Source organism: Allobosea sp. 05T439 (assembly GCF_056396005.1).
Map to the genome: position 1 here is coordinate 40,910 of NZ_JBFTKP010000028.1, position 17,302 is coordinate 58,211.

A 17,302-nucleotide genomic window follows, 5' to 3' on the forward strand; every position below is an offset into this window, starting at 1 on the left:
TGACCGGGCGGTCGCTTACGCCTCGTGCAGCCGGCGGTAGATGCCGTCGGCCTTGACCAGGTCGGCATGGCTGCCCTGCTCGGCGATCCCGGTCGAATCCACCACCACGATCCGGTCGGCATCGCGGATGGTCGCGAGACGATGCGCGATCATCAGCGTGGTGCGGCCCTGCGACAGATCCGCAAGCGATTGCTGAATGGCGCGCTCGGTTTGCGTGTCCAGCGCCGAGGTCGCCTCGTCCAGGATCAGGATCGGCGGATTCCTCAGGAAGATGCGAGCGATGGCGAGGCGCTGCTTCTGCCCGCCCGAAAGCTTGACCCCGCGTTCGCCGATGATGGTGTCGAGCCCGTCGGGCATCGCCGCGATGACCTCGTCGAGCCGCGCGCGCCGCGCGGCCTCGACGATCTCGGCCTCGCTCGCCTCGAGCCGGCCATAGGCGATGTTCTCGCGCATCGTGCCGGCGAAGAGGAAGACATCCTGCTGCACGATGCCGATCTGCCCGCGCAGCGAGGCCAGCGTCATGTCGCGGATATCGATGCCGTCGATGGTGATGCTTCCGCCGCTGACTTCGTAGAAGCGCGGCAGCAGGGAGCAGATCGTCGTCTTGCCGGCCCCGGACGGGCCGACGAACGCGATCGTTTCGCCCGGCTTGATATGCAGGTCGATGCCGCTGAGCACGGGGCGGCCGGTCTGATATGCGAACGAAACGCCCGCATAGCGGATTTCGCCCGAGAGTCTCGGCGCAGTCACCGCATTCGGTCGGTCGGCGATATCAGGCTCGGTGTCGAGGAACTCGGTATAGCGCCGGAAGCCGGCAATGCCCTTCGGATAGGTCTCGATCACCGAATTGATCTTCTCGATCGGTCGGAAGAACACGGCGATGAGCAGCAGGAATCCGACGAAACCGCCCTGGCTCAGGCTGCCGGTGATGACGAGATAGCTGCCGGCGACCATCACCACCATCTGGGTCAGCCGCATGCTGAGATAGCTCAGCGAGATGGTAGCCGCCATGATGCGGTAGGCATCGAGCTTGGTCTGGCGGTAGTTCTGGTTGTCACGGGCGAAGAGCCGCCGCTCGTGCTCCTCGTTGGCGAAGGCCTGGACGACGCGGATGCCGCCGACATTCTCCTCGATTCGCGCGTTGAAGCTGCCGACCCGCCCGAAGAGCTGCTGCCAGTTATGCGTCATGCGCCCGCCATAGCGGCCGGTCAGCCAGCCGGTCAGCGGCACGATCGCGGCAGTGACGAGCGCAAGCTCGGGGCTGACCATGAACATCAGCACGAAGGCGCCGAACAGGGTCATCATCGCGATGAACAGGTCTTCGGGCCCGTGATGCGCGACCTCTCCGATCTCCTCGAGGTCCTTGGTGAGGCGGGCCACGAGATGGCCGGTCTTCTGGTTGTCGAAAAAGCTGAAGGAGAGCTTCTGCAGATGGTCGAACGCCTTCCGCCGCATCTCGGTCTCGATATTGATGCCGAGCATGTGGCCCCAATAGGTCACGATCGCCATCAGCCCGCTATTGAGCAGGTAGATCACCAGCAGTGCGGCGGCGCAGGCGAGGATCAATCCCCAGTTCTGGCCGGGCAGCAGCCAGTCGATGAAGAACTTCACCGCGATCGGGAAGGCGAGCTCCAGCAGGCCCGACAGCACTGCGCAGGAAAAATCCAGCAGGAAGAGGCCGCGATGCGGTGCGTAATAGGCGAAGAAACGGCGAAGCATGATGACGATGTCTTTTCAAATCCGGATCGCGCACGATTATCCGCGGGTCCAGAGGCCGGAACGGGGCCGGCCCCTTCTATAGGCTCTGGCGTGCCGGAGCGGAATGCCGGCGATGCATGGCCGGGCACTGATCACTCATCGCCAAGCCGGGGCCCGGAGCTCCGCCGCACTCCAGATGGGCCACGTCAGCGATTGTAACGCACCGGCACCGCGAGCGAGATCGTGCCGCCCCCGCCGACGCCGGCAGGAGGCGCCGGGACGGGGCTTGCCCTGCGGATCATGCTGACGGCCTCCTCATCGAGCGTGGCATCGCCGGAGCTACCGGCGAGTCGCGCGGACAGGACACGCCCGCCCCGATCGATCGAGAAGGCAATCTGCACCGTGCCGGGACGCGCGCCGCCCGGGAAGCGCTTGTAGCGATTGAGATGGGCGATCAGCATGCCGCGCCATGACGCCGTCGAGGCGGAGGGCGATGCAGCGGAACCGGTTGGCGCGGAGGAAGGAGCAGCGGCGGGCGCGGCCGAGGCGGGGGGCGCGGCGGCTTCCTTGGCCCGTGGCTTCTCGCGCTCGACCGGCTTGCGGCGCTCCACGATGCGTGGCTTGGGCGGCGTCGGCTTGCGTTCGACGACCTTCGGCTTCTCGGGGGCAGGCGGAGGCGGGGGAGCGAGCACGGCTGCAGCATCGGGCAGCTGCGGCAGTTCGGGCAGCTTGATCTCAGGCTCGGGCAGATGGACCGGCTCGGGTATCACCTCGGGTTCCGGAGGCGGCTCTGGCTCCTTGACCGGCTCGGGAACAGGCTCCGGGGTTGGTGGGGGCGGCTCGGCCTCGGTCGCCTGGGGGGCAAGGGGCAGGTCGGCAGCGGGGGCCTCGGGCGCAACGGAAACCGCCGCAAGCTCGATCATCACGGCAGGCTCGGGCGCGCCGGCCGCAGCCTCTCCCGGCCGCCAGCTCAAGGCCAGCCAGGCAATACCGCCATGCGCCGCCACCACGACGAGCCCAGCCGAACTCCAGCGCAATAGCGCCGGCCAGAGGCGTCGTGATGCGCTGCCATCGAGAGACCCGGTCTTCATGGCTTCACACCCGCGACCGGCGCGGCCGCCTGGCCCGTATCCTCGAGCCCGACCAGCGCGATCTTCAGATAGCCGGCATTGCGCAGGAGGTTCATCACATCCATCAGCTCGCGATAGGCGACAGTCCCGTCGGCGCGCAGGAAGACTCTCTGCTCACGGTCGCTGCTGGTTTGCCGGTCGAGGACACTCTGCAGCGCTTCGCGCGGGACGGGGTCGTTGCCGAGCGCGAGCGAGAGATCGCCCTTCACGGTAAGGAAGACGGGCTTCTCGGGCCGCGGCTGCGGCTGCGCGTTGGAGACGGGCAGATCGACGGCGACATCGACGGTGGAGAGCGGGGCTGCGACCATGAAGATGATCAGCAGCACGAGAATCACGTCGATGAAGGGTGTGACGTTGATCTCGGAGACCTCAGCCAGATCGCCGTCCTGCGGATCCTTGAGCGAAACGGCCATCGTTCACTCCGCCGACATCAGCGGCGGCACCGCATGCAGCGAGCGGCCGGGACGCTGCGCCGCACGCCGCGCACGCTCAAGGTCGCGCGAGAGGTGGCGCAGGACGTCGCCCGAGGCGTCCGACAGCACGGCGCGGTAGCCTGCGATCGAGCGCGAGAAGACATTGTAGATGATGACTGCGGGGATCGCCGCGACGAGGCCGATCGCAGTCGCCAGCAGGGCTTCGGCGATGCCGGGCGCGACCACGGCGAGATTGGTGGTCTTCGACTGCGAGATGCCGATGAAGGAGTTCATGATGCCCCAGACAGTGCCGAACAGGCCGACAAAGGGGGCGGTCGAACCAATCGTCGCGAGCAGGCCGGTGCCCTTCGCCATATCCCGGCCGGCACGCGCCTCGCGCCGTGACAACGCGATCGCAACGCGCTCCTTGATGCCGTCATCCGAGAGATCAGCCGAACGGCGGACTTCATCGCGAGCGGCCTGAACCAGCTCGGCGACGACGCTGCGTCGTGCATGGCCGGCAGAGATCCTCTCGGCGGCGATCTCGAGGCTGTCCGCCTCGTCCAGCCGGCGTGCGGCCAGCCGCGCCCTGGTCTTGGCAGCCATCAGCTCCAGGCTCTTGGCGAGCCAGATCGTCCAGGTCACCAGCGATGCGAAGGCAAGCCCGAGCATCACCGCCTTAACGACGATGTCCGCCGCCATGAACATGCCCCAGGGCGAAAGGTCATGAGGAAGCGCAGCAGCGGCGACCGGGGCGGGAGCTTGCGGTGCCGGCAGTTGCTGGGAAACAGCCGTCTGTTCATGGGCGCCGCTCGGGCTTGCGGCCATGTTCGGCGCCGGCGTCGCAGGCGCGGTCGTCGCGGCTGGGGGGGGCGCCGGCTGCTGGGTGGTCGGCGCGCTTGCTGGCGCCTGCGCGAAGCTTGTTCCGATTGCGGGGCCAATTGTGAGGGACAGTGCCAACAGCAGGCTGCCCGCTGCGCTGCGTTTTGCCCGACCAGCGAGGGTGGTCGTGGCTGTACTGCGGCGGGGCTCGTCCTGGGCACTCATACCGGTTGGCTCTCTGCTGTCAGAATGGTGGGCGGTTCATTTCAAGAGGGTAGGCAATAGTTGTACTATTAATTTAGAAAAAATCTAATCTATGAATACTTCTATGGGCGCGTTACTGGCCACTAACAACGCGAATGTCAAAGATAAAGATTGTGGTTGTGCCGAGTTGTAACGATTGTTTGGGCGGTTCGCGGTCAGGGGCGCCGCAGCCCGGCGTAACACTTTATCGCGTCGCCGCTGCCGACCGGTCGTTCGTTCGCCCATGCCGATGATGTCTGCTCAGGTATTCGCAGGATGGCGTTGTCTCCGGCCGCGAGTCGAAGAATGGTCATCCGGTCGCACCCCGTGATGCCGTCTGCCGGATGACCTGATCTCGATGCCGAGCCTGCCTTCGCCCTTGCCGGTGCCCTCGACGGGGCGCGGACTCGGCCTCATCCTCACCCTCGGCGTGACACAGGTCGCCGGCTATGGCTGCCTCTACTATACCTTCGCGGTGCTGGCCCGGAATATGACCGCAAGCTTCGGATGGGCTCCTGAATGGACCTATGCCGGGTTCGCCGCGAGCCTTCTTGCCGGCGGTGTCGTTGCTCCCGCCGTCGGCCGGCAGGTGGACCGTCGAGGAGCACGGCTGGTGATGACGATCGGTTCGGCCCTTGCCGGGTTGGCACTGCTGGCGCTCGCCGAGGCACGCGGCGGCCCGAGCTATTTCGCGGCGATGATTGCCCTTGGCATGATTTCGACCATGGTCTTCTACGACGCCGCCTTTGCGGCACTGACGCAGTCGCGCGGTGCCGGTGCGCGGCGCTCGATCAGCCAGCTCACTCTGATCGGTGGCTTTGCCTTGACGATCTTCTGGCCCCTGACGACGGCGCTGCTCGCGCAGTTCGACTGGCGCGAGATCTACCGGTTCTACGGCCTGCTACAGCTGGGGCTCTGCGTGCCCTTGCATCTCCTTGGGCTGCCAGGGCGTGTCAAACGGGCCGCAGAGCGCGGGCATGCCGCGAGCGTTCCGGCGTTGCTCCATGCCGATTATCTCGAAGGCGAGGCGCGCCGGCTCGCCTTTGTACTGCTCGCTCTCGCCTTCTCGCTGCAGGGCTTCGTCGTTTCAGCCATGTCGGTGCATCTGCTGAGCATATTGCAGGGGCTAGGCCTGAGCGCTGCAGTCGCGGTCGGCATCGGTGCCATGGTCGGCCCTGCCCAGGTCGCCGGGCGGCTGGCGGAGATGCTGTTCGGCGCTTCTCTCTCGCCGATGACCACGGCATGGGTTTCGGCGGCGATGATGCCGCTCGGTTTCGTCCTGCTGATGACGGGCCAGACGACCGCAGTGCTCGCCGGTCTCTTTGCGATCGCCTACGGGATCAGCGTCGGACTGAGTTCGATCGTGCGTGGAACCGTGCCGCTCCAGCTTTTCGGCCCGGCGGGATACGGCGCGATGCTTGGCAAGCTCTCGGCGCCGGGGCTGGTGGTCAAGGCGGCGGCGCCGCTTGTCTGTGCGGTCTTGATCGAGCGGGCTGGCCTGATGCCAACGGCGGGGCTCATGGTGTTGCTGTCCTTGCTTGCCACCGGGGCCTTGTTCGTGCTCGCGCGCAAGGTCTCCTGACCTGAAGGGATCAGATCCGTCGTGCGCGCCACCATGAACGGACGGCGTCGCGCGTGCGCAGCATGAAGGCATGGATCGGACTGCGCCTCACCCAGTCCAGCGTGCGCGCACGCAAATCGGTGATGACAGCCATTCCGCGCGCGAACCAGCTGATGGTGAGGAGCTTCTTTCGGCCGGCATTGTAGATGCGCTCGACGATCACGAAGCTCGCCAGATACGCCAGCCCGAGCATGATCAGGCCGCTGATCACATGGCCGCGCGCGATCACGATGAGGCTGACGAGCTTGAGAGGCTCGACGACCGCGAACGGCGCTGCCAGCAGCGCCAGGATCGCAAAGCGCGGCATGCGGGCGATCGCCGCCTCGGCGCGTGCCACGAACCGCCGTTCCGACAGCCAGCGAATGGCCGGGCGGTAGAGCGGGCGCGCGAGCTCGTCGAACAGGATCAGGAACGAGATCAGGCCTCGTAGCGGCAGCGCAGCAACGCGGCCGATGGCGGCTGCCAGACGATGGAGAGGTGACGATGCCATCGATCCTTCCTTGCCGCCCGCGTGATGCAACAGCAAGCAGAAATGCCGCGCCTCCCAGCCGCGGATGGCTGGAAACCCGCTGTCATCATCCCTGGCGTCGGTTCCGTCGCCAGGGATGTCGCAACGATTGAGACGACCCGGGCGTTGATCGCCCCGATCGCGGCGACCTCAGTCGGTGAAGACGACCGTCTTCTTGCCGTTCAGAACGACGCGGTCCTCGAGATGATGCAGCACGGCGCGCGCCAGCACCCGCCGCTCGATATCGCGGCCCTTGCGCACCAGCGCGTCGGGCGTATCGCGATGCGAGATGCGCTCGACATCCTGCTCGATGATCGGACCCTCATCGAGATCGGGCGTCACGTAATGGGCGGTCGCGCCGATCAGCTTCACGCCGCGCTCATGCGCCTGATGGTAGGGCTTGGCGCCCTTGAAACCGGGCAGGAAGGAATGATGGATATTGATGCAGCGACCAAGCAGCTTGGCCGAGAGCCCGTCCGACAGGACCTGCATATAGCGCGCAAGCACGACGAGATCGGTCCGGGCCTCCTGTACGAGCTGCCAGATCTGGGCCTCCTGCTCCATCTTGGTCTGTCGGGTGATCGGCAAATGATGGAAGGGCAGGTCACCGATATCGGTCGAGGCGATGCTGTCGCGACCGTGGTTAGAGATGATGCCGGCGATCTCCATCGGCAGCTCGCCGATGCGCCAGCGATAGAGCAGGTCGGCGAGGCAGTGGTCGAATTTTGAGACCAGCAGCATCACGCGCTTCCGCACATGCTGCTCGCGCAGCGTGAAATCCATGGCGAAGCGCCGGGACAGTTTCCCGAAGGCTTCCGTGATCTCGGCGTGCGACCTGCTCTCGGCGAGGCGCTCGAAGACGACGCGCATGAAGAAGCGGCCCGTTTCGGTGTCGTCGAACTGCTGTGCGTCTCGGATGTTGCAGCCGGCCTCGAACAGCAGCGTCGAGACGGCGGCGACGATGCCGGGACGGTCGGGGCAGGAAAGGGTGAGGATCGAAATGCGGTCGGACATGGCTGATGCCGCCCTTCGAGGGGCGGCCCTTCGCTGGGACAATGGGACGGGTTTCGGGTTGGAGGGCGCGCGACGCGCTGCGCTCAACCTCGTCCCGTTGCCGTCACCCTGCAGCCGAACTCCGCCGCGGAGGCGGAAAGCCAGGACCAGAAACTGCCTGCCATGCTGCGTGCGACCATGATCTCGAAAACGGCGTCACCGGATTCCGGATCGTCAGTGATCCGCCAGAGATGCACACCCATATAAGCGATGCTTGTCAAGGCGGCGGCACCGGCGGGGAAGACGGAAGGGTGCAGATCGAGCATGCAGCCCTTCGCCAACGTCTCGCGCAGCTTCGGTCCGGAAAGCCGCAGCGCAGCCCGCCCGTCGGACTGGTCGGAGACGGCCGCGAGCGGCGCGAGATCGCGCAGCAGCTCATCGAAACCGTTCCGATCCGTCGCGATCAGATGCCACTGATCCGGGCCGGCCCAGACCAGACTGTGGCTCGTGCTGGAGACGATGCGCGGCGTCACCGGCAGGCCGAGCCCGGTGCGGCGCTGGAGCGCCTGCGTGAGCACCTCATCCCGACCCTCCCCAGCAATCAGGCTGGCGATGCCGAGGCCGTCGCGCGCCTCGATCGTGATGCCGGGCTGCCCGGCGGCACCAAAGGCGCCCGAGGCCAGAATGCCGGCCCAGGAGCCGCGTGGCGTCCAGGCAGTTGTCACGGCGTCAGCCATGGAGGCGCGCTCCTTCGGGATCGACGAAGACCGGATTGCAGATTTCGAGGACGATATCGCCGTTGCGCACCGGGTCGACGGCGCGGATGCGTTCGCCGATGCGTTTCGGGCCATTCTTCAAGAAGCCGAGGCCGATCCAGTGCTTCAGCACCGGGGAATAGGCGACCGAGGTCATGTAGCCCTCGTCATGCTCCATCGCCGCAGGCTTGCCGAGGCCGATGAAATGCGCGCCGGCTCGCAGTCGTTGCCCGATTTCCACCGGCCTGAAGCCGACCAGGGCGGGACGATCCGGTTCGATCAGGGCTTCGCGCCTTGCCATGACGCGACCGACAAAGTCCTTCTTGGCGGACATCATCCGGCCCAGGCCAAGATCGCGGGCCGTGGTCTGGCCGTTGAGCTCGTTGCCTGCGACATGGCCCTTCTCGATGCGCATCACACCGAGCGCCTCGGTGCCATAGGGCGTGATACCGTACGGCGCCCCTGCCGACATAAGGGCACGCATCATTGCATCGCCATGATCGGCCGGGACGGCGAGCTCATAGGCGAGCTCGCCCGAGAAGGAGATCCGGAACAGCCGCGCCGGGATGCTGCCACCGACCGTGACGCTGCGCGCCGCGAGATAGGGGCAAGCTTCGTTCGAGAGATCGTGTTGCGCATCGACGACGCCGCGCAGAACATCGCGGGCCTTCGGTCCCGCAACCGCGGCCTGCGCCCACTGCTCCGAGACTGAGACCATGCGGACATCGAGCGTCGGCCAGAGCACCTGATGGCAGAATTCGAGATGCTGCATCACCTTGGCGGCGTTCGCCGTGGTGGTCGTCATCAGGAAATGCGTCTCGGCCAAGCGCGAGGTCGTGCCGTCATCCATGACGAAACCGTCTTCGCGCAGCATCAGTCCATAGCGCGCCTTGCCTACGGGCAAGGCCTTCCAGCCATTGATATAGACCCGCTCCAGGAACTCGGCGGCATCATCGCCCTGGATGTCGATCTTGCCGAGGGTCGAGACGTCGCAGATGCCGACGCCATTGCGCACGGCGAGCACCTCGCGATTGACGGTGGTCAGCCAGTGGTCCTCACCTGCTTTCGGATAATACTGCCCGCGCAGCCACAGCCCGGTCTCGACGAAGACGGCGCCCTGGTCCTTCGACCATTGATGGGTGGGCGCCAGCCGCATCGGCCGGAAATCCGGGCCGCGATGGTGTCCGGCAAGCGCACCGATGGCGACCGGCGTATAGGGCGGCCGGAAGATCGTCGTCCCCGTCTCGGGAATGGTCTTGCCCGTTTGCTCGGCCATGATCGCGAGGCCGGAGATATTCGAGGTCTTGCCCTGGTCGGTCGCCATCCCGAGCGTGGTGTAACGCTTCAGGTGTTCGACCGGTCGGAACCCCTCGCGCGCCGCCAGCTCGACATCGGTATCGGTCACGTCGTTCTGGAAATCGACGAAAGCCTTACCCTTGCCGCCCTTGACCCGCCAGAGCGGAGAAACCGAGACCGCTTCAGGATCGGTCTTCGCTGCGGAGGCCAGCGGCTTCGCCGCGAAACCGCAATCGGCCGCAGCTTCGCTGCCGAGGCGGGCGCCGTCCGCCAGTGCCTGCGCCAGGCTGAAATGCCCGGCAGCGCTGCCGGCGGCGCTGAGCCCGGCCGGCATCGTGCCCGGCACGAAGGCTTGGATCGCCTCGTCCCAGATCGGCCGCGTGTTCTGATGCGAGGTCAGGTGCAGCGTCGGGTTCCAGCCATTCGAGACGGCAAGCAGATCGCAGGCAAGGCTTGTCTCGCGGCCGGACGCGTCGCGGATCGTGACCTGCTTGAGGGCCTTGCCGCCGGAGGCGCGGCTGACCGCGCTGCCGGCGAAGGCGCGCGCGCCGATCGCGTTTCCGAGTGCGACCAATGCCGAATCCACCTGCGGACGCGGATCGACGATCGCTACGACCTTCGCGCCGGCAGCGGCCAGATCACGGGCCGTGGCCCAGCCATCGTCGCCGGCCGTGAAGACCACCGCCTCGCGCCCGGGCAGTACGGCGTAGCGATTGAGATAGATCCGCACCGCACCTGCCAGCATGACGCCGGGGGTGTCGTTGCCGGCAAAGACGACAGGCCGTTCGATCGCGCCAGCCGCCAGCACCGCGCGTTTGGCGCTGATGCGCCAGGAGCGCTGACGTGGCTGATACGCGGCTGGCACCGGCAGATGGTCGCAGACGCGTTCGACAGCGCCGTAGATGCCGTGATCATAGACGCCAAACACTGTCGTGCGTGTCATGATCCGGACATCGGGAAGGCTGGCGAGTTCCGCCAGCGCGTCGGCGACCCATTCGGAGCCGGCGCGGGCGTCGATCTCGCGCTTGTCGGCGATCAGCCGGCCGCCCGGTCGAAAATCCTCATCGCACAGGATGACGCGGGCGCCGCTGCGGCCGGCCGCCAGCGCGGCAGAGATCCCGGCCGGCCCACCGCCAATGACGAGGACGTCGCAAAAGGCGAACGCTTTCTCGTAATGGTCGGGATCGTCCTCCATGGCGGCGCGGCCAAGGCCGGCGGCGCGGCGGATCAGCGGCTCGTAGAGTTTTTCCCAGAAGGCCGCCGGCCACATGAAGGTCTTGTAGTAGAAGCCCGCGGTCAGCGCCGGCGCGAGCAGCGAGTTGATCGACAGGATGTCGAAATCGAGCGACGGCCAGCGGTTCTGGCTCTGCGCCTCGAGCCCGTCATAGAGCTCGGCCACGGTCGCTCGCGTATTGGGCTCGCGGCGCGCGCCGGCGCGCAGTTCGACGAGTGCATTCGGCTCCTCTGGACCTGCCGAAAGGATGCCGCGGGGCCGGTGGTACTTGAAGGATCGGCCGACGAGGCGCACGCCATTGGCCAGAAGGGCGGCAGCAAGGGTGTCGCCGGCATAGCCCTGATGGGAACGGCCGTCGAAGCGGAAGCTGACGACGTTCGCCCTGTCGATCAGGCCGCCATCGCCGCGGCGGAAGGGCTGCTTCGCGCTCATGCCCTATCTCCCGTGGCGCGCGCCCTGGCCGTCTCGACGGTCTCGATGGCGTGGGTCCTCGTGTCGCGCGTCACGACCAGCCAGGCATGGCAGCCGGCGCCGTGATACCAGAGCTCGCGATGCCGCCCGGCCGGGTTGTCGCGCTGATAGACATAATCGTGCATCGCCGCTTCCGTCGTTGCCATTCCCTCGGGGCGCTGCGGATTGGCGTCACCGAGATAGGTGAATTCCTGGACGTCGCGGGCGCCGCAATGGGGACAGGTAATGCGCATGGAGAAAGGTTCCTGAGCCGGCTCAGTGCAGGTTCGGCTGGGCGCCAGCGCCCTTTTCGTCGATGAGGCGGCCCGTCGCGAAGCGGTCGAGCCGATAGGCGGTCGCGACCTCATGGGGCTCGTCGCGGGCGATCAGGTGGGCGAAACACCAGCCGGAGGCCGGCGTCGCCTTGAACCCGCCATAGCACCAGCCGGCATTGAGATAGAGGCCCTGGACCGGGGTGTGGTCGATGATCGGCGAGCCGTCCATCGACATGTCCATGATGCCGCCCCAGTGACGCAGCATGCGGATGCGGCCAAGGCCCGGCCATAAGGCCATGGCCGATTCCATCACGTCCTCGATCACCGGCAGGTTGCCGCGCTGGGCGTAGGAATTGTAGCCATCGATATCGCCGCCGAAGACGAGCCCGCCCTTGTCTGATTGGCTGATGTAGAAATGCCCGGCGCCATAGGTGACGACGTTGTCGATCAGCGGTTTCACGCCCTCGGAGACGAAGGCCTGCAGCACGTGGCTTTCGATTGGCAACCGCATCCCGGCCATCCCGGCGAGCCGCGAGGAGTTGCCGGCGACCGCAAGTGCGACCTTCCTGGCCCTGATCGCGCCACGCGTCGTCTCGACGCCGGTGATGCGGCCGCCTTCGATCGTCAGTCCGGTGACTTCGCAATTCTGCACGATATCGACACCGCGCTGGTCGGCGGCACGGGCGTAGCCCCAGGCGACGGCATCATGCCGGACGGAGCCGCCACGGCGCTGCAGAAGACCGCCCTGGATCGGGAAGCGGCCATCCCGGTAGTTCAGGAAGGGCGCCATGGCACGGACCTGCTCGCGGTCGAGCAACTCGGCATCGACACCGGCAAGCCGCATGGCATTGCCGCGCCTGGCATAGGCGTCGCGCTGGGGGTCGGAATGGTAGAGGTTCAGCACGCCGCGCTGGCTGACCATCGCGTTGTAGTTGATGTCCTGCTCCAGCCCCTCCCAGAGCTTCAGCGACCATTCGTAGAACGGGGTATTGCCGGGCAGCAGATAGTTGGAGCGGATGATCGTGGTATTCCGCCCKACATTGCCGGAGCCGATATAGCCCTTCTCGATCACCGCGACATTGGTGATGCCGTGCTGGCTCGCGAGGTAATAGGCCGTTGCCAGCCCATGGCCGCCGCCGCCGATGACCAGGACGTCGTATTCCGCCTTCGGCGCAGCATCGCGCCAGGCCGGGGTCCAGCCACGGTGACCCTTGAGTGTCTGTGCGGCGAGGGAGAAAATCGAATAGCGCATCGGGGCACCCGGGACGTCTATGCCGGACAGGAATTCGCGCCGGGCTTGTCATCCTGAGATTGACGAACATAGTCTGACGGACATGACTATCAGCGACGCGATCTTGACCAGTAACGACAGGCGTGAAGAAGAGGCGCCGACCCATGTCGGCTTCCTGCTGATTCCGGATTTTGCGCTGCTGGCCTATGCAACGGCGATCGAGCCGCTGCGCGCCGCCAACCGGCTCTCGGGGCGGGACCTGTATCGTTGGAGCCACGTCTCGATCGACGGATCACCGGCGCCTGCCTCCAATGGCGTCCGCATCCAGCCTGATTTCGCTGTCKGCGATGACGCCCGTCTCGACTACGTCTTCGTCTGCGCTGGCGGAAACCCTGCMGCCTTCCAGCACCAGCCCACCTTCGCCTGGCTCAGGCAGCTGGCGCGCCGCGGGGTGAAGCTCGGAGGTATCTCGGGCGGACCCTATATCCTGGCGCGCGCCAATGTGCTGACGGGCTACCGCTTCACCATTCACTGGGAACATGCGCCAGCCTTCATCGAGGACTATCCGGAGCTCGATCTGCGGCGTTCGCTCTACGAGATCGACCGTGACCGCCTGACATCGAGCGGCGGCACAGCCCCGCTCGATATGATGCATGCCGTCATCGCACGCGAGCATGGCAGCGAACTGGCTCTCGCCGTCAGCGAGTGGTTCCTTCAGACCCATGTACGCGAAGGCGAGGGKCCGCAGCGCATGCCGCTGCGCGAGCGGCTCGGCGTCAGCCATGCGCCGCTTCTACGGGTTGTCGGGCGCATGGAGCAGAATCTCGAAACGCCGCTTTCGCGCGGCGAACTCGCGCGTACGGCCGGCGTCTCGCTGCGCCAGTTGGAACGGCTGTTCCGCTTGCATCTCGGGCGTTCGCTCGGAGAGCACTATCTCGGCCTCAGGCTGGAGCGGGCCCGCCATCTCCTGCGCCAGACCAGCCTGTCGGTGCTGGAGGTCGCACTCGCTTGCGGCTTTTCGAGCGCGAGCCATTTTTCTCGCGCCTATCGCGCCCGCTTCAATCACCCGCCGCGCGGCGAACGTGTCCCTTACCGAACGGCGGTTTGACGCTGAGCGTCAAGAAACCGTCGCATGACGACAATTCGAAATGGGGATAGGTCGAAACTCTAGGCCCCAACAGAACAACGGGGACCGGTTGCCATGAAACGTACCTTCACGCTCGCGCTCGCCTGCGCCGCGATGCTCGCCGCGATGCCGGCATTCGCGCAGGACTCGCTCGCCAAGATCAAGGAAAAGGGTGTCCTCACCGTCGGCGTGAAGAACGACTACAAGCCATGGGGCTTCCTTGAGCCGTCCGGCAAGATCGTCGGGCTCGAGATCGATCTCGCACAGGCGGTCGCCGACAAGATCGGTGTCAAGCTGGAAATGCTCCCGGTCATCGCCGCCAACCGCATGGAATTCCTCAAGCAGGGCCGTATCGACATGGTCCTGGCGACGATGGGCGACACGCCTGAGCGCCGCAAGGTCGTCGGCATGGTCGAGCCGAATTACTATGCCAGCGCCACCAATGTGCTGGCTCCCAAGAGCGCCAATCTGAAGAAATGGGAAGATCTGAAGGGGCGCAAGGTCTGCGGCGTCCAGGGAGCTTATTATAACCGCCGCGTCTCGCAGCTCTATGCGCCTGAACTCGTGGTTTTCCCCTCGGTGCCGGATGCGCTGAATGCTCTGCAGGGCAATAACTGCGTCGCCTTCCTGTTCGACGACACGCTGATCGTCTCGACGTTGGCCGCGGGCGATCCGAAATGGGCGAATTACGAAATGCCGCTGGCTTCGGAAGATCCGCAGCTCTGGGCGATCGGCATTCGCCTCGAGGACATGGACGGTCCCTTCGGCAAGCTGGTCAAGGATATGTCGGTCGACTGGCACAAGAGCGGCAAGCTGCTCGAACTCGAGACCAAATGGGGCATCAAGCAGAGCCCCTATCTGATCGAGACCAACAAGAAGCTGAAGTCAGCTTCGTAACGCGGTCGCGCTCGATCGGCTGCGTTGATGCAGCCTCAGACACGTCATCCCGGGTTTGACCCGGGATCCATCGCCGCGCGGTGCGAGGGATCCCGGCATTCCGCGTCCTGGCATCTCGGATGACGATAGGCCTTCGGCTGAAACGGTGCTGCGGCATGAGCAGGTTTTCTTGATCGCGTCCTTCTTCCAGTGGCTGAACGATACGCAGGGGCTGAATTTCTCGGTCTTCTACGATGCGTTCGACCGTTCACGCTTCCTGACCGGGTTGTGGACCACGACCTATATCTGCGTGGTCTCGATCATCGCATCGATGGCGCTAGGCCTGATCGGTGTCTGGCTCGCCGGCGGCAATTCGCGCTCCGGTCGACTCGTGGTGCGCGTCTATGTGCAGTTCTTCCGCAATACGCCGCCGCTGGTGCAGCTCTCCTTCTTCTACTTCGCCGTGGCGAGCCTGTTGCCGACGGTGAGCGATGGTTTTGGCGGCCAGTCGCCGCTGGTCTCCGGGACCGGCTGGGCGATCATCGCATTCTCGCTCTTCGCCGGCGCCTTCAACGTCGAGATCTTTCGCGCCGGCATCGAGGCCGTGCCATCGACGACGGTCGAAGCGGCCGAGTCGCTCGGCTATACCCGTCTGCAGCTCTATCTCCATGTCGTGCTGCCGCTCGCCTTCCGCATTTGCCTGCCGGCGCTGAACAACAACCTGATCAATCTCGTGAAGACCACGACGCTGGCCTATGCCATCGGCGTGCCGGAGCTGCTCTATGCGGCCTCGCAGATCTGGTCCGAGGTGTTCAACGTCCGGGAGATGATGAACGTTCTGCTCGTCACCTATGTCGTGCTGGTGGCGGTGCTGGTCTGGATCATGGGCCGCTGGGAGCGGTCGATGCGCATTCCGGGATATTCGACATGAGGTCCGGCTCAACCGATCTGCCGGTGCTCAAGCCGTACCGCGCCCCTGCGCCGATCGCCCCCTCGGGTTTCGCCGCGCCGATGATGTTGGGCGGCGGCACGCTGACTGTCTTCGTCATCCTGTTCGGCGCTTCGCTGGCTCTTGCGCAGGTCACGGCGCGTCCGGCTGGCGAAGGTGCGGCCACCGTGCTGCTGCGCTGGGCGCCGCTTATCTTCCAGGGATTCCTGTTCAATATCCTGATCAGCTTCCTCTCGATGGCGCTCGGCACCGTCGTCGGTGTGCTCGTCGGCATCGCGCAGGTCTCGCTGGTCGCGCCGGTCCGCAAGACCGCCTGGGGCGTAACGCAGTTCTTCCGCAACGCGCCCTGGCTGGTGCTGCTGTTCTACGCGATGTTCCTGTTGCCCTTCGAATTTCAGCTGTTCGGCATCACGATCGCCTTCCCAGCCTGGGTGAAGGCGGTCATCGGACTTGCGCTGCCGGTCGCGGCCAATGTCTCCGAGATCGTGCGCGGCGGTATCAAGTCGATTCCCGCCGGCCAGTGGGAATCCGCCGATGCGCTCGCCTTCACGCGGGCGCAGACGATGTGGATGATCATCCTGCCGCAGGCCTTCAAGCGGATGCTCCCACCCTGGATGAACCTCTATGCGATCCTGACCATGGCGACGACATTGATTTCGGTGGTCGGCATCCAGGACGCGCTCTCCGTCACCCGCGCGGCGCTGATCGCCGAGAGCCGGCCGGAATTGATGATCCCGATGTATCTGCTGCTGCTCCTGATGTTCTTCGCCTATTGCTACCCGATCGCGCGGGCGACGCTGGCGCTGGAGCGGCGCTTCAACGTGAAAGCTTGAGCCATGGCGAGCCGTCATCAACTGGGCGAGCCCGTCGTCGTAGTCGAGGGGGTCGAGAAATCCTTCGGCAGCTTTTCCGTCCTCAGGGATGTCAGCCTGACTGTCCGGCGTGGCGAGACCGTCTGCATCATCGGCCCGTCCGGTTCAGGCAAGTCGACGCTGCTGCGCTGTATCAATGGGCTGGTGCCGATCAGCAAGGGCTCGATCAGGCTCGCCGGTCGCGAGGTGAACGATGCGAAGCTCGACAAGCTGGCGCTGCGTCGCGACGTCGGCATTGTCTTCCAGCAATACAACCTCTTTCCTCACAAGACCGCGCTTCAGAACGTGATGATGGCGCCGATCCATGTGCTGAAGCAGGACAAGGTCGAAGTCGAGGAGCGGGCGCGCAAGCTTCTCGCCAAGGTCGGCCTTTCGCAGAAGCTCGCGACCTATCCCGGCGAGCTTTCGGGCGGTCAGCAGCAGCGGGTCGCGATTGCGCGGTCGCTGGCGATGAACCCGAAGGTGATGCTGTTCGACGAGGTCACCGCCGCGCTCGATCCCGAAACCAAGAAGGAGGTGCTGGTGACGATCCAGGACCTCGCCGCAGAAGGGATGACATGCATCCTCGTCACCCATGAAATGGGCTTCGCGCGTGAGGTGGCCGATCATATCTATTTCACCGATGGCGGCCTGATCGTGGAACATGGTTCGCCGGCGGATGTGTTCGGCAATCCACGCGAAGAGCGCACGAAGGGGTTTCTGGACAAGGTATTGTAGCAAGCCGTCGTCAGTCCGGCTCTTCCCCGCGTCTCGATCCGACGGTTTCCGCGTGCCTGCCATGCAGTGGCAGGGCCTATGTCGTCTGCGGAT

At 65.4% G+C, this 17,302-nt stretch carries 16 protein-coding genes; 6 read left to right on the forward strand and 10 right to left on the reverse strand.

The annotated features are described in order from the left end of the window. Positions 1–15 precede the first annotated feature (15 nt). The 4 genes from AC1DIO_RS25375 to exbB all read right to left on the reverse strand — a co-directional run bounded on the left by AC1DIO_RS25375 (position 16) and on the right by exbB (position 4,288). Positions 16–1,719, reverse strand: a complete 1,704-nt coding sequence (locus AC1DIO_RS25375) for an ABC transporter ATP-binding protein (RefSeq protein ID WP_441507508.1) — start codon at positions 1,717–1,719, stop codon at positions 16–18. Between the two features lie 185 nt (positions 1,720–1,904). After that, the gene (locus AC1DIO_RS25380; RefSeq protein WP_441507509.1) at positions 1,905–2,789 is read right to left on the reverse strand and encodes an energy transducer TonB family protein; all 885 of its coding nucleotides are present in this window, start codon (positions 2,787–2,789) and stop codon (positions 1,905–1,907) included. After that, positions 2,786–3,241 carry a TonB system transport protein ExbD gene (gene exbD, locus AC1DIO_RS25385; protein WP_441490341.1) on the reverse strand — a complete coding sequence of 152 codons (456 nt, stop codon included), beginning with the start codon at positions 3,239–3,241 and terminating at the stop codon, positions 2,786–2,788. The genes AC1DIO_RS25380 and exbD overlap by 4 nt, the downstream gene beginning before the upstream one ends. A 3-nt stretch (positions 3,242–3,244) precedes the next feature. Continuing rightward, positions 3,245–4,288: a tonB-system energizer ExbB gene (gene exbB / locus AC1DIO_RS25390; protein ID WP_476776619.1), complete on the reverse strand. Its 1,044-nt coding sequence runs from the start codon at positions 4,286–4,288 to the stop codon at positions 3,245–3,247. Positions 4,289–4,664: 376 nt separating this feature from the next. Here exbB and AC1DIO_RS25395 point away from each other — a divergent pair, with 376 nt between their 5' ends. Continuing rightward, positions 4,665–5,888, forward strand: coding sequence for an MFS transporter (locus AC1DIO_RS25395; RefSeq protein ID WP_441507511.1), 1,224 nt, complete (start codon positions 4,665–4,667; stop codon positions 5,886–5,888). 10 nt (positions 5,889–5,898) lie between these two features. Here AC1DIO_RS25395 and AC1DIO_RS25400 read toward each other — a convergent pair whose 3' ends face one another. From AC1DIO_RS25400 to AC1DIO_RS25425, 6 genes are all read right to left on the reverse strand, one after another. Beyond that, positions 5,899–6,417: a hypothetical protein gene (locus AC1DIO_RS25400; RefSeq protein WP_441507512.1), complete on the reverse strand. Its 519-nt coding sequence runs from the start codon at positions 6,415–6,417 to the stop codon at positions 5,899–5,901. Between the two features lie 168 nt (positions 6,418–6,585). Continuing rightward, positions 6,586–7,449 (reverse strand): formyltetrahydrofolate deformylase, encoded by an 864-nt coding sequence (gene purU, locus AC1DIO_RS25405; protein ID WP_441507513.1) that lies wholly within the window; start codon positions 7,447–7,449, stop codon positions 6,586–6,588. An 83-nt stretch (positions 7,450–7,532) separates the two neighbouring features. Beyond that, entirely contained in the window at positions 7,533–8,165 is a 633-nt protein-coding gene (locus tag AC1DIO_RS25410) for a sarcosine oxidase subunit gamma (RefSeq protein ID WP_441507514.1), read from the reverse strand. Further along, positions 8,158–11,145, reverse strand: coding sequence for a sarcosine oxidase subunit alpha family protein (locus AC1DIO_RS25415; RefSeq protein ID WP_476854269.1), 2,988 nt, complete (start codon positions 11,143–11,145; stop codon positions 8,158–8,160). The genes AC1DIO_RS25410 and AC1DIO_RS25415 overlap by 8 nt, the downstream gene beginning before the upstream one ends. Continuing rightward, complete coding sequence (locus AC1DIO_RS25420) at positions 11,142–11,417, reverse strand: sarcosine oxidase subunit delta (protein ID WP_441507516.1); 276 nt, start codon at positions 11,415–11,417, stop codon at positions 11,142–11,144. Before AC1DIO_RS25420 ends, AC1DIO_RS25415 begins: the two co-directional genes overlap by 4 nt. A 22-nt stretch (positions 11,418–11,439) precedes the next feature. Then, complete coding sequence (locus AC1DIO_RS25425; protein WP_441507517.1) at positions 11,440–12,690, reverse strand: sarcosine oxidase subunit beta family protein; 1,251 nt, start codon at positions 12,688–12,690, stop codon at positions 11,440–11,442. A gap of 82 nt (positions 12,691–12,772) precedes the next feature. Here AC1DIO_RS25425 and AC1DIO_RS25430 point away from each other — a divergent pair, with 82 nt between their 5' ends. The 5 genes from AC1DIO_RS25430 (at position 12,773) to AC1DIO_RS25450 (ending at position 17,209) form a co-directional block, all read left to right on the forward strand. Next, entirely contained in the window at positions 12,773–13,777 is a 1,005-nt protein-coding gene (locus AC1DIO_RS25430) for a GlxA family transcriptional regulator (RefSeq protein WP_476854270.1), read from the forward strand. A gap of 93 nt (positions 13,778–13,870) precedes the next feature. Next, entirely contained in the window at positions 13,871–14,692 is an 822-nt protein-coding gene (locus AC1DIO_RS25435) for a transporter substrate-binding domain-containing protein (RefSeq protein WP_441490331.1), read from the forward strand. A 169-nt stretch (positions 14,693–14,861) separates the two neighbouring features. Beyond that, complete coding sequence (locus AC1DIO_RS25440; RefSeq protein ID WP_441507519.1) at positions 14,862–15,602, forward strand: amino acid ABC transporter permease; 741 nt, start codon at positions 14,862–14,864, stop codon at positions 15,600–15,602. Further along, positions 15,599–16,453, forward strand: coding sequence for an amino acid ABC transporter permease (locus AC1DIO_RS25445; protein ID WP_441507520.1), 855 nt, complete (start codon positions 15,599–15,601; stop codon positions 16,451–16,453). Before AC1DIO_RS25440 ends, AC1DIO_RS25445 begins: the two co-directional genes overlap by 4 nt. 3 nt (positions 16,454–16,456) lie before the next feature. Then, positions 16,457–17,209, forward strand: coding sequence for an amino acid ABC transporter ATP-binding protein (locus AC1DIO_RS25450; RefSeq protein WP_441507521.1), 753 nt, complete (start codon positions 16,457–16,459; stop codon positions 17,207–17,209). Positions 17,210–17,302: the final 93 nt, after the last annotated feature.

Bases quoted from the DNA above. Each gene is read 5' to 3' on its own strand.
- AC1DIO_RS25395 (WP_441507511.1), top strand. From the start codon at position 4,665: ATGCCGAGCCTGCCTTCGCCCTTGCCGGTGCCCTCGACGGGGCGCGGA.
- AC1DIO_RS25420 (WP_441507516.1), bottom strand. From the start codon at position 11,417: ATGCGCATTACCTGTCCCCATTGCGGCGCCCGCGACGTCCAGGAATTC.
- AC1DIO_RS25400 (WP_441507512.1), bottom strand. From the start codon at position 6,417: ATGGCATCGTCACCTCTCCATCGTCTGGCAGCCGCCATCGGCCGCGTT.
- exbB (WP_476776619.1), bottom strand. From the start codon at position 4,288: ATGAGTGCCCAGGACGAGCCCCGCCGCAGTACAGCCACGACCACCCTC.
- AC1DIO_RS25445 (WP_441507520.1), top strand. From the start codon at position 15,599: ATGAGGTCCGGCTCAACCGATCTGCCGGTGCTCAAGCCGTACCGCGCC.
- AC1DIO_RS25380 (WP_441507509.1), bottom strand. From the start codon at position 2,789: ATGAAGACCGGGTCTCTCGATGGCAGCGCATCACGACGCCTCTGGCCG.
- AC1DIO_RS25415 (WP_476854269.1), bottom strand. From the start codon at position 11,145: ATGAGCGCGAAGCAGCCCTTCCGCCGCGGCGATGGCGGCCTGATCGAC.
- AC1DIO_RS25375 (WP_441507508.1), bottom strand. From the start codon at position 1,719: ATGCTTCGCCGTTTCTTCGCCTATTACGCACCGCATCGCGGCCTCTTC.
- AC1DIO_RS25435 (WP_441490331.1), top strand. From the start codon at position 13,871: ATGAAACGTACCTTCACGCTCGCGCTCGCCTGCGCCGCGATGCTCGCC.
- AC1DIO_RS25410 (WP_441507514.1), bottom strand. From the start codon at position 8,165: ATGGCTGACGCCGTGACAACTGCCTGGACGCCACGCGGCTCCTGGGCC.
- purU (WP_441507513.1), bottom strand. From the start codon at position 7,449: ATGTCCGACCGCATTTCGATCCTCACCCTTTCCTGCCCCGACCGTCCC.
- exbD (WP_441490341.1), bottom strand. From the start codon at position 3,241: ATGGCCGTTTCGCTCAAGGATCCGCAGGACGGCGATCTGGCTGAGGTC.
- AC1DIO_RS25450 (WP_441507521.1), top strand. From the start codon at position 16,457: ATGGCGAGCCGTCATCAACTGGGCGAGCCCGTCGTCGTAGTCGAGGGG.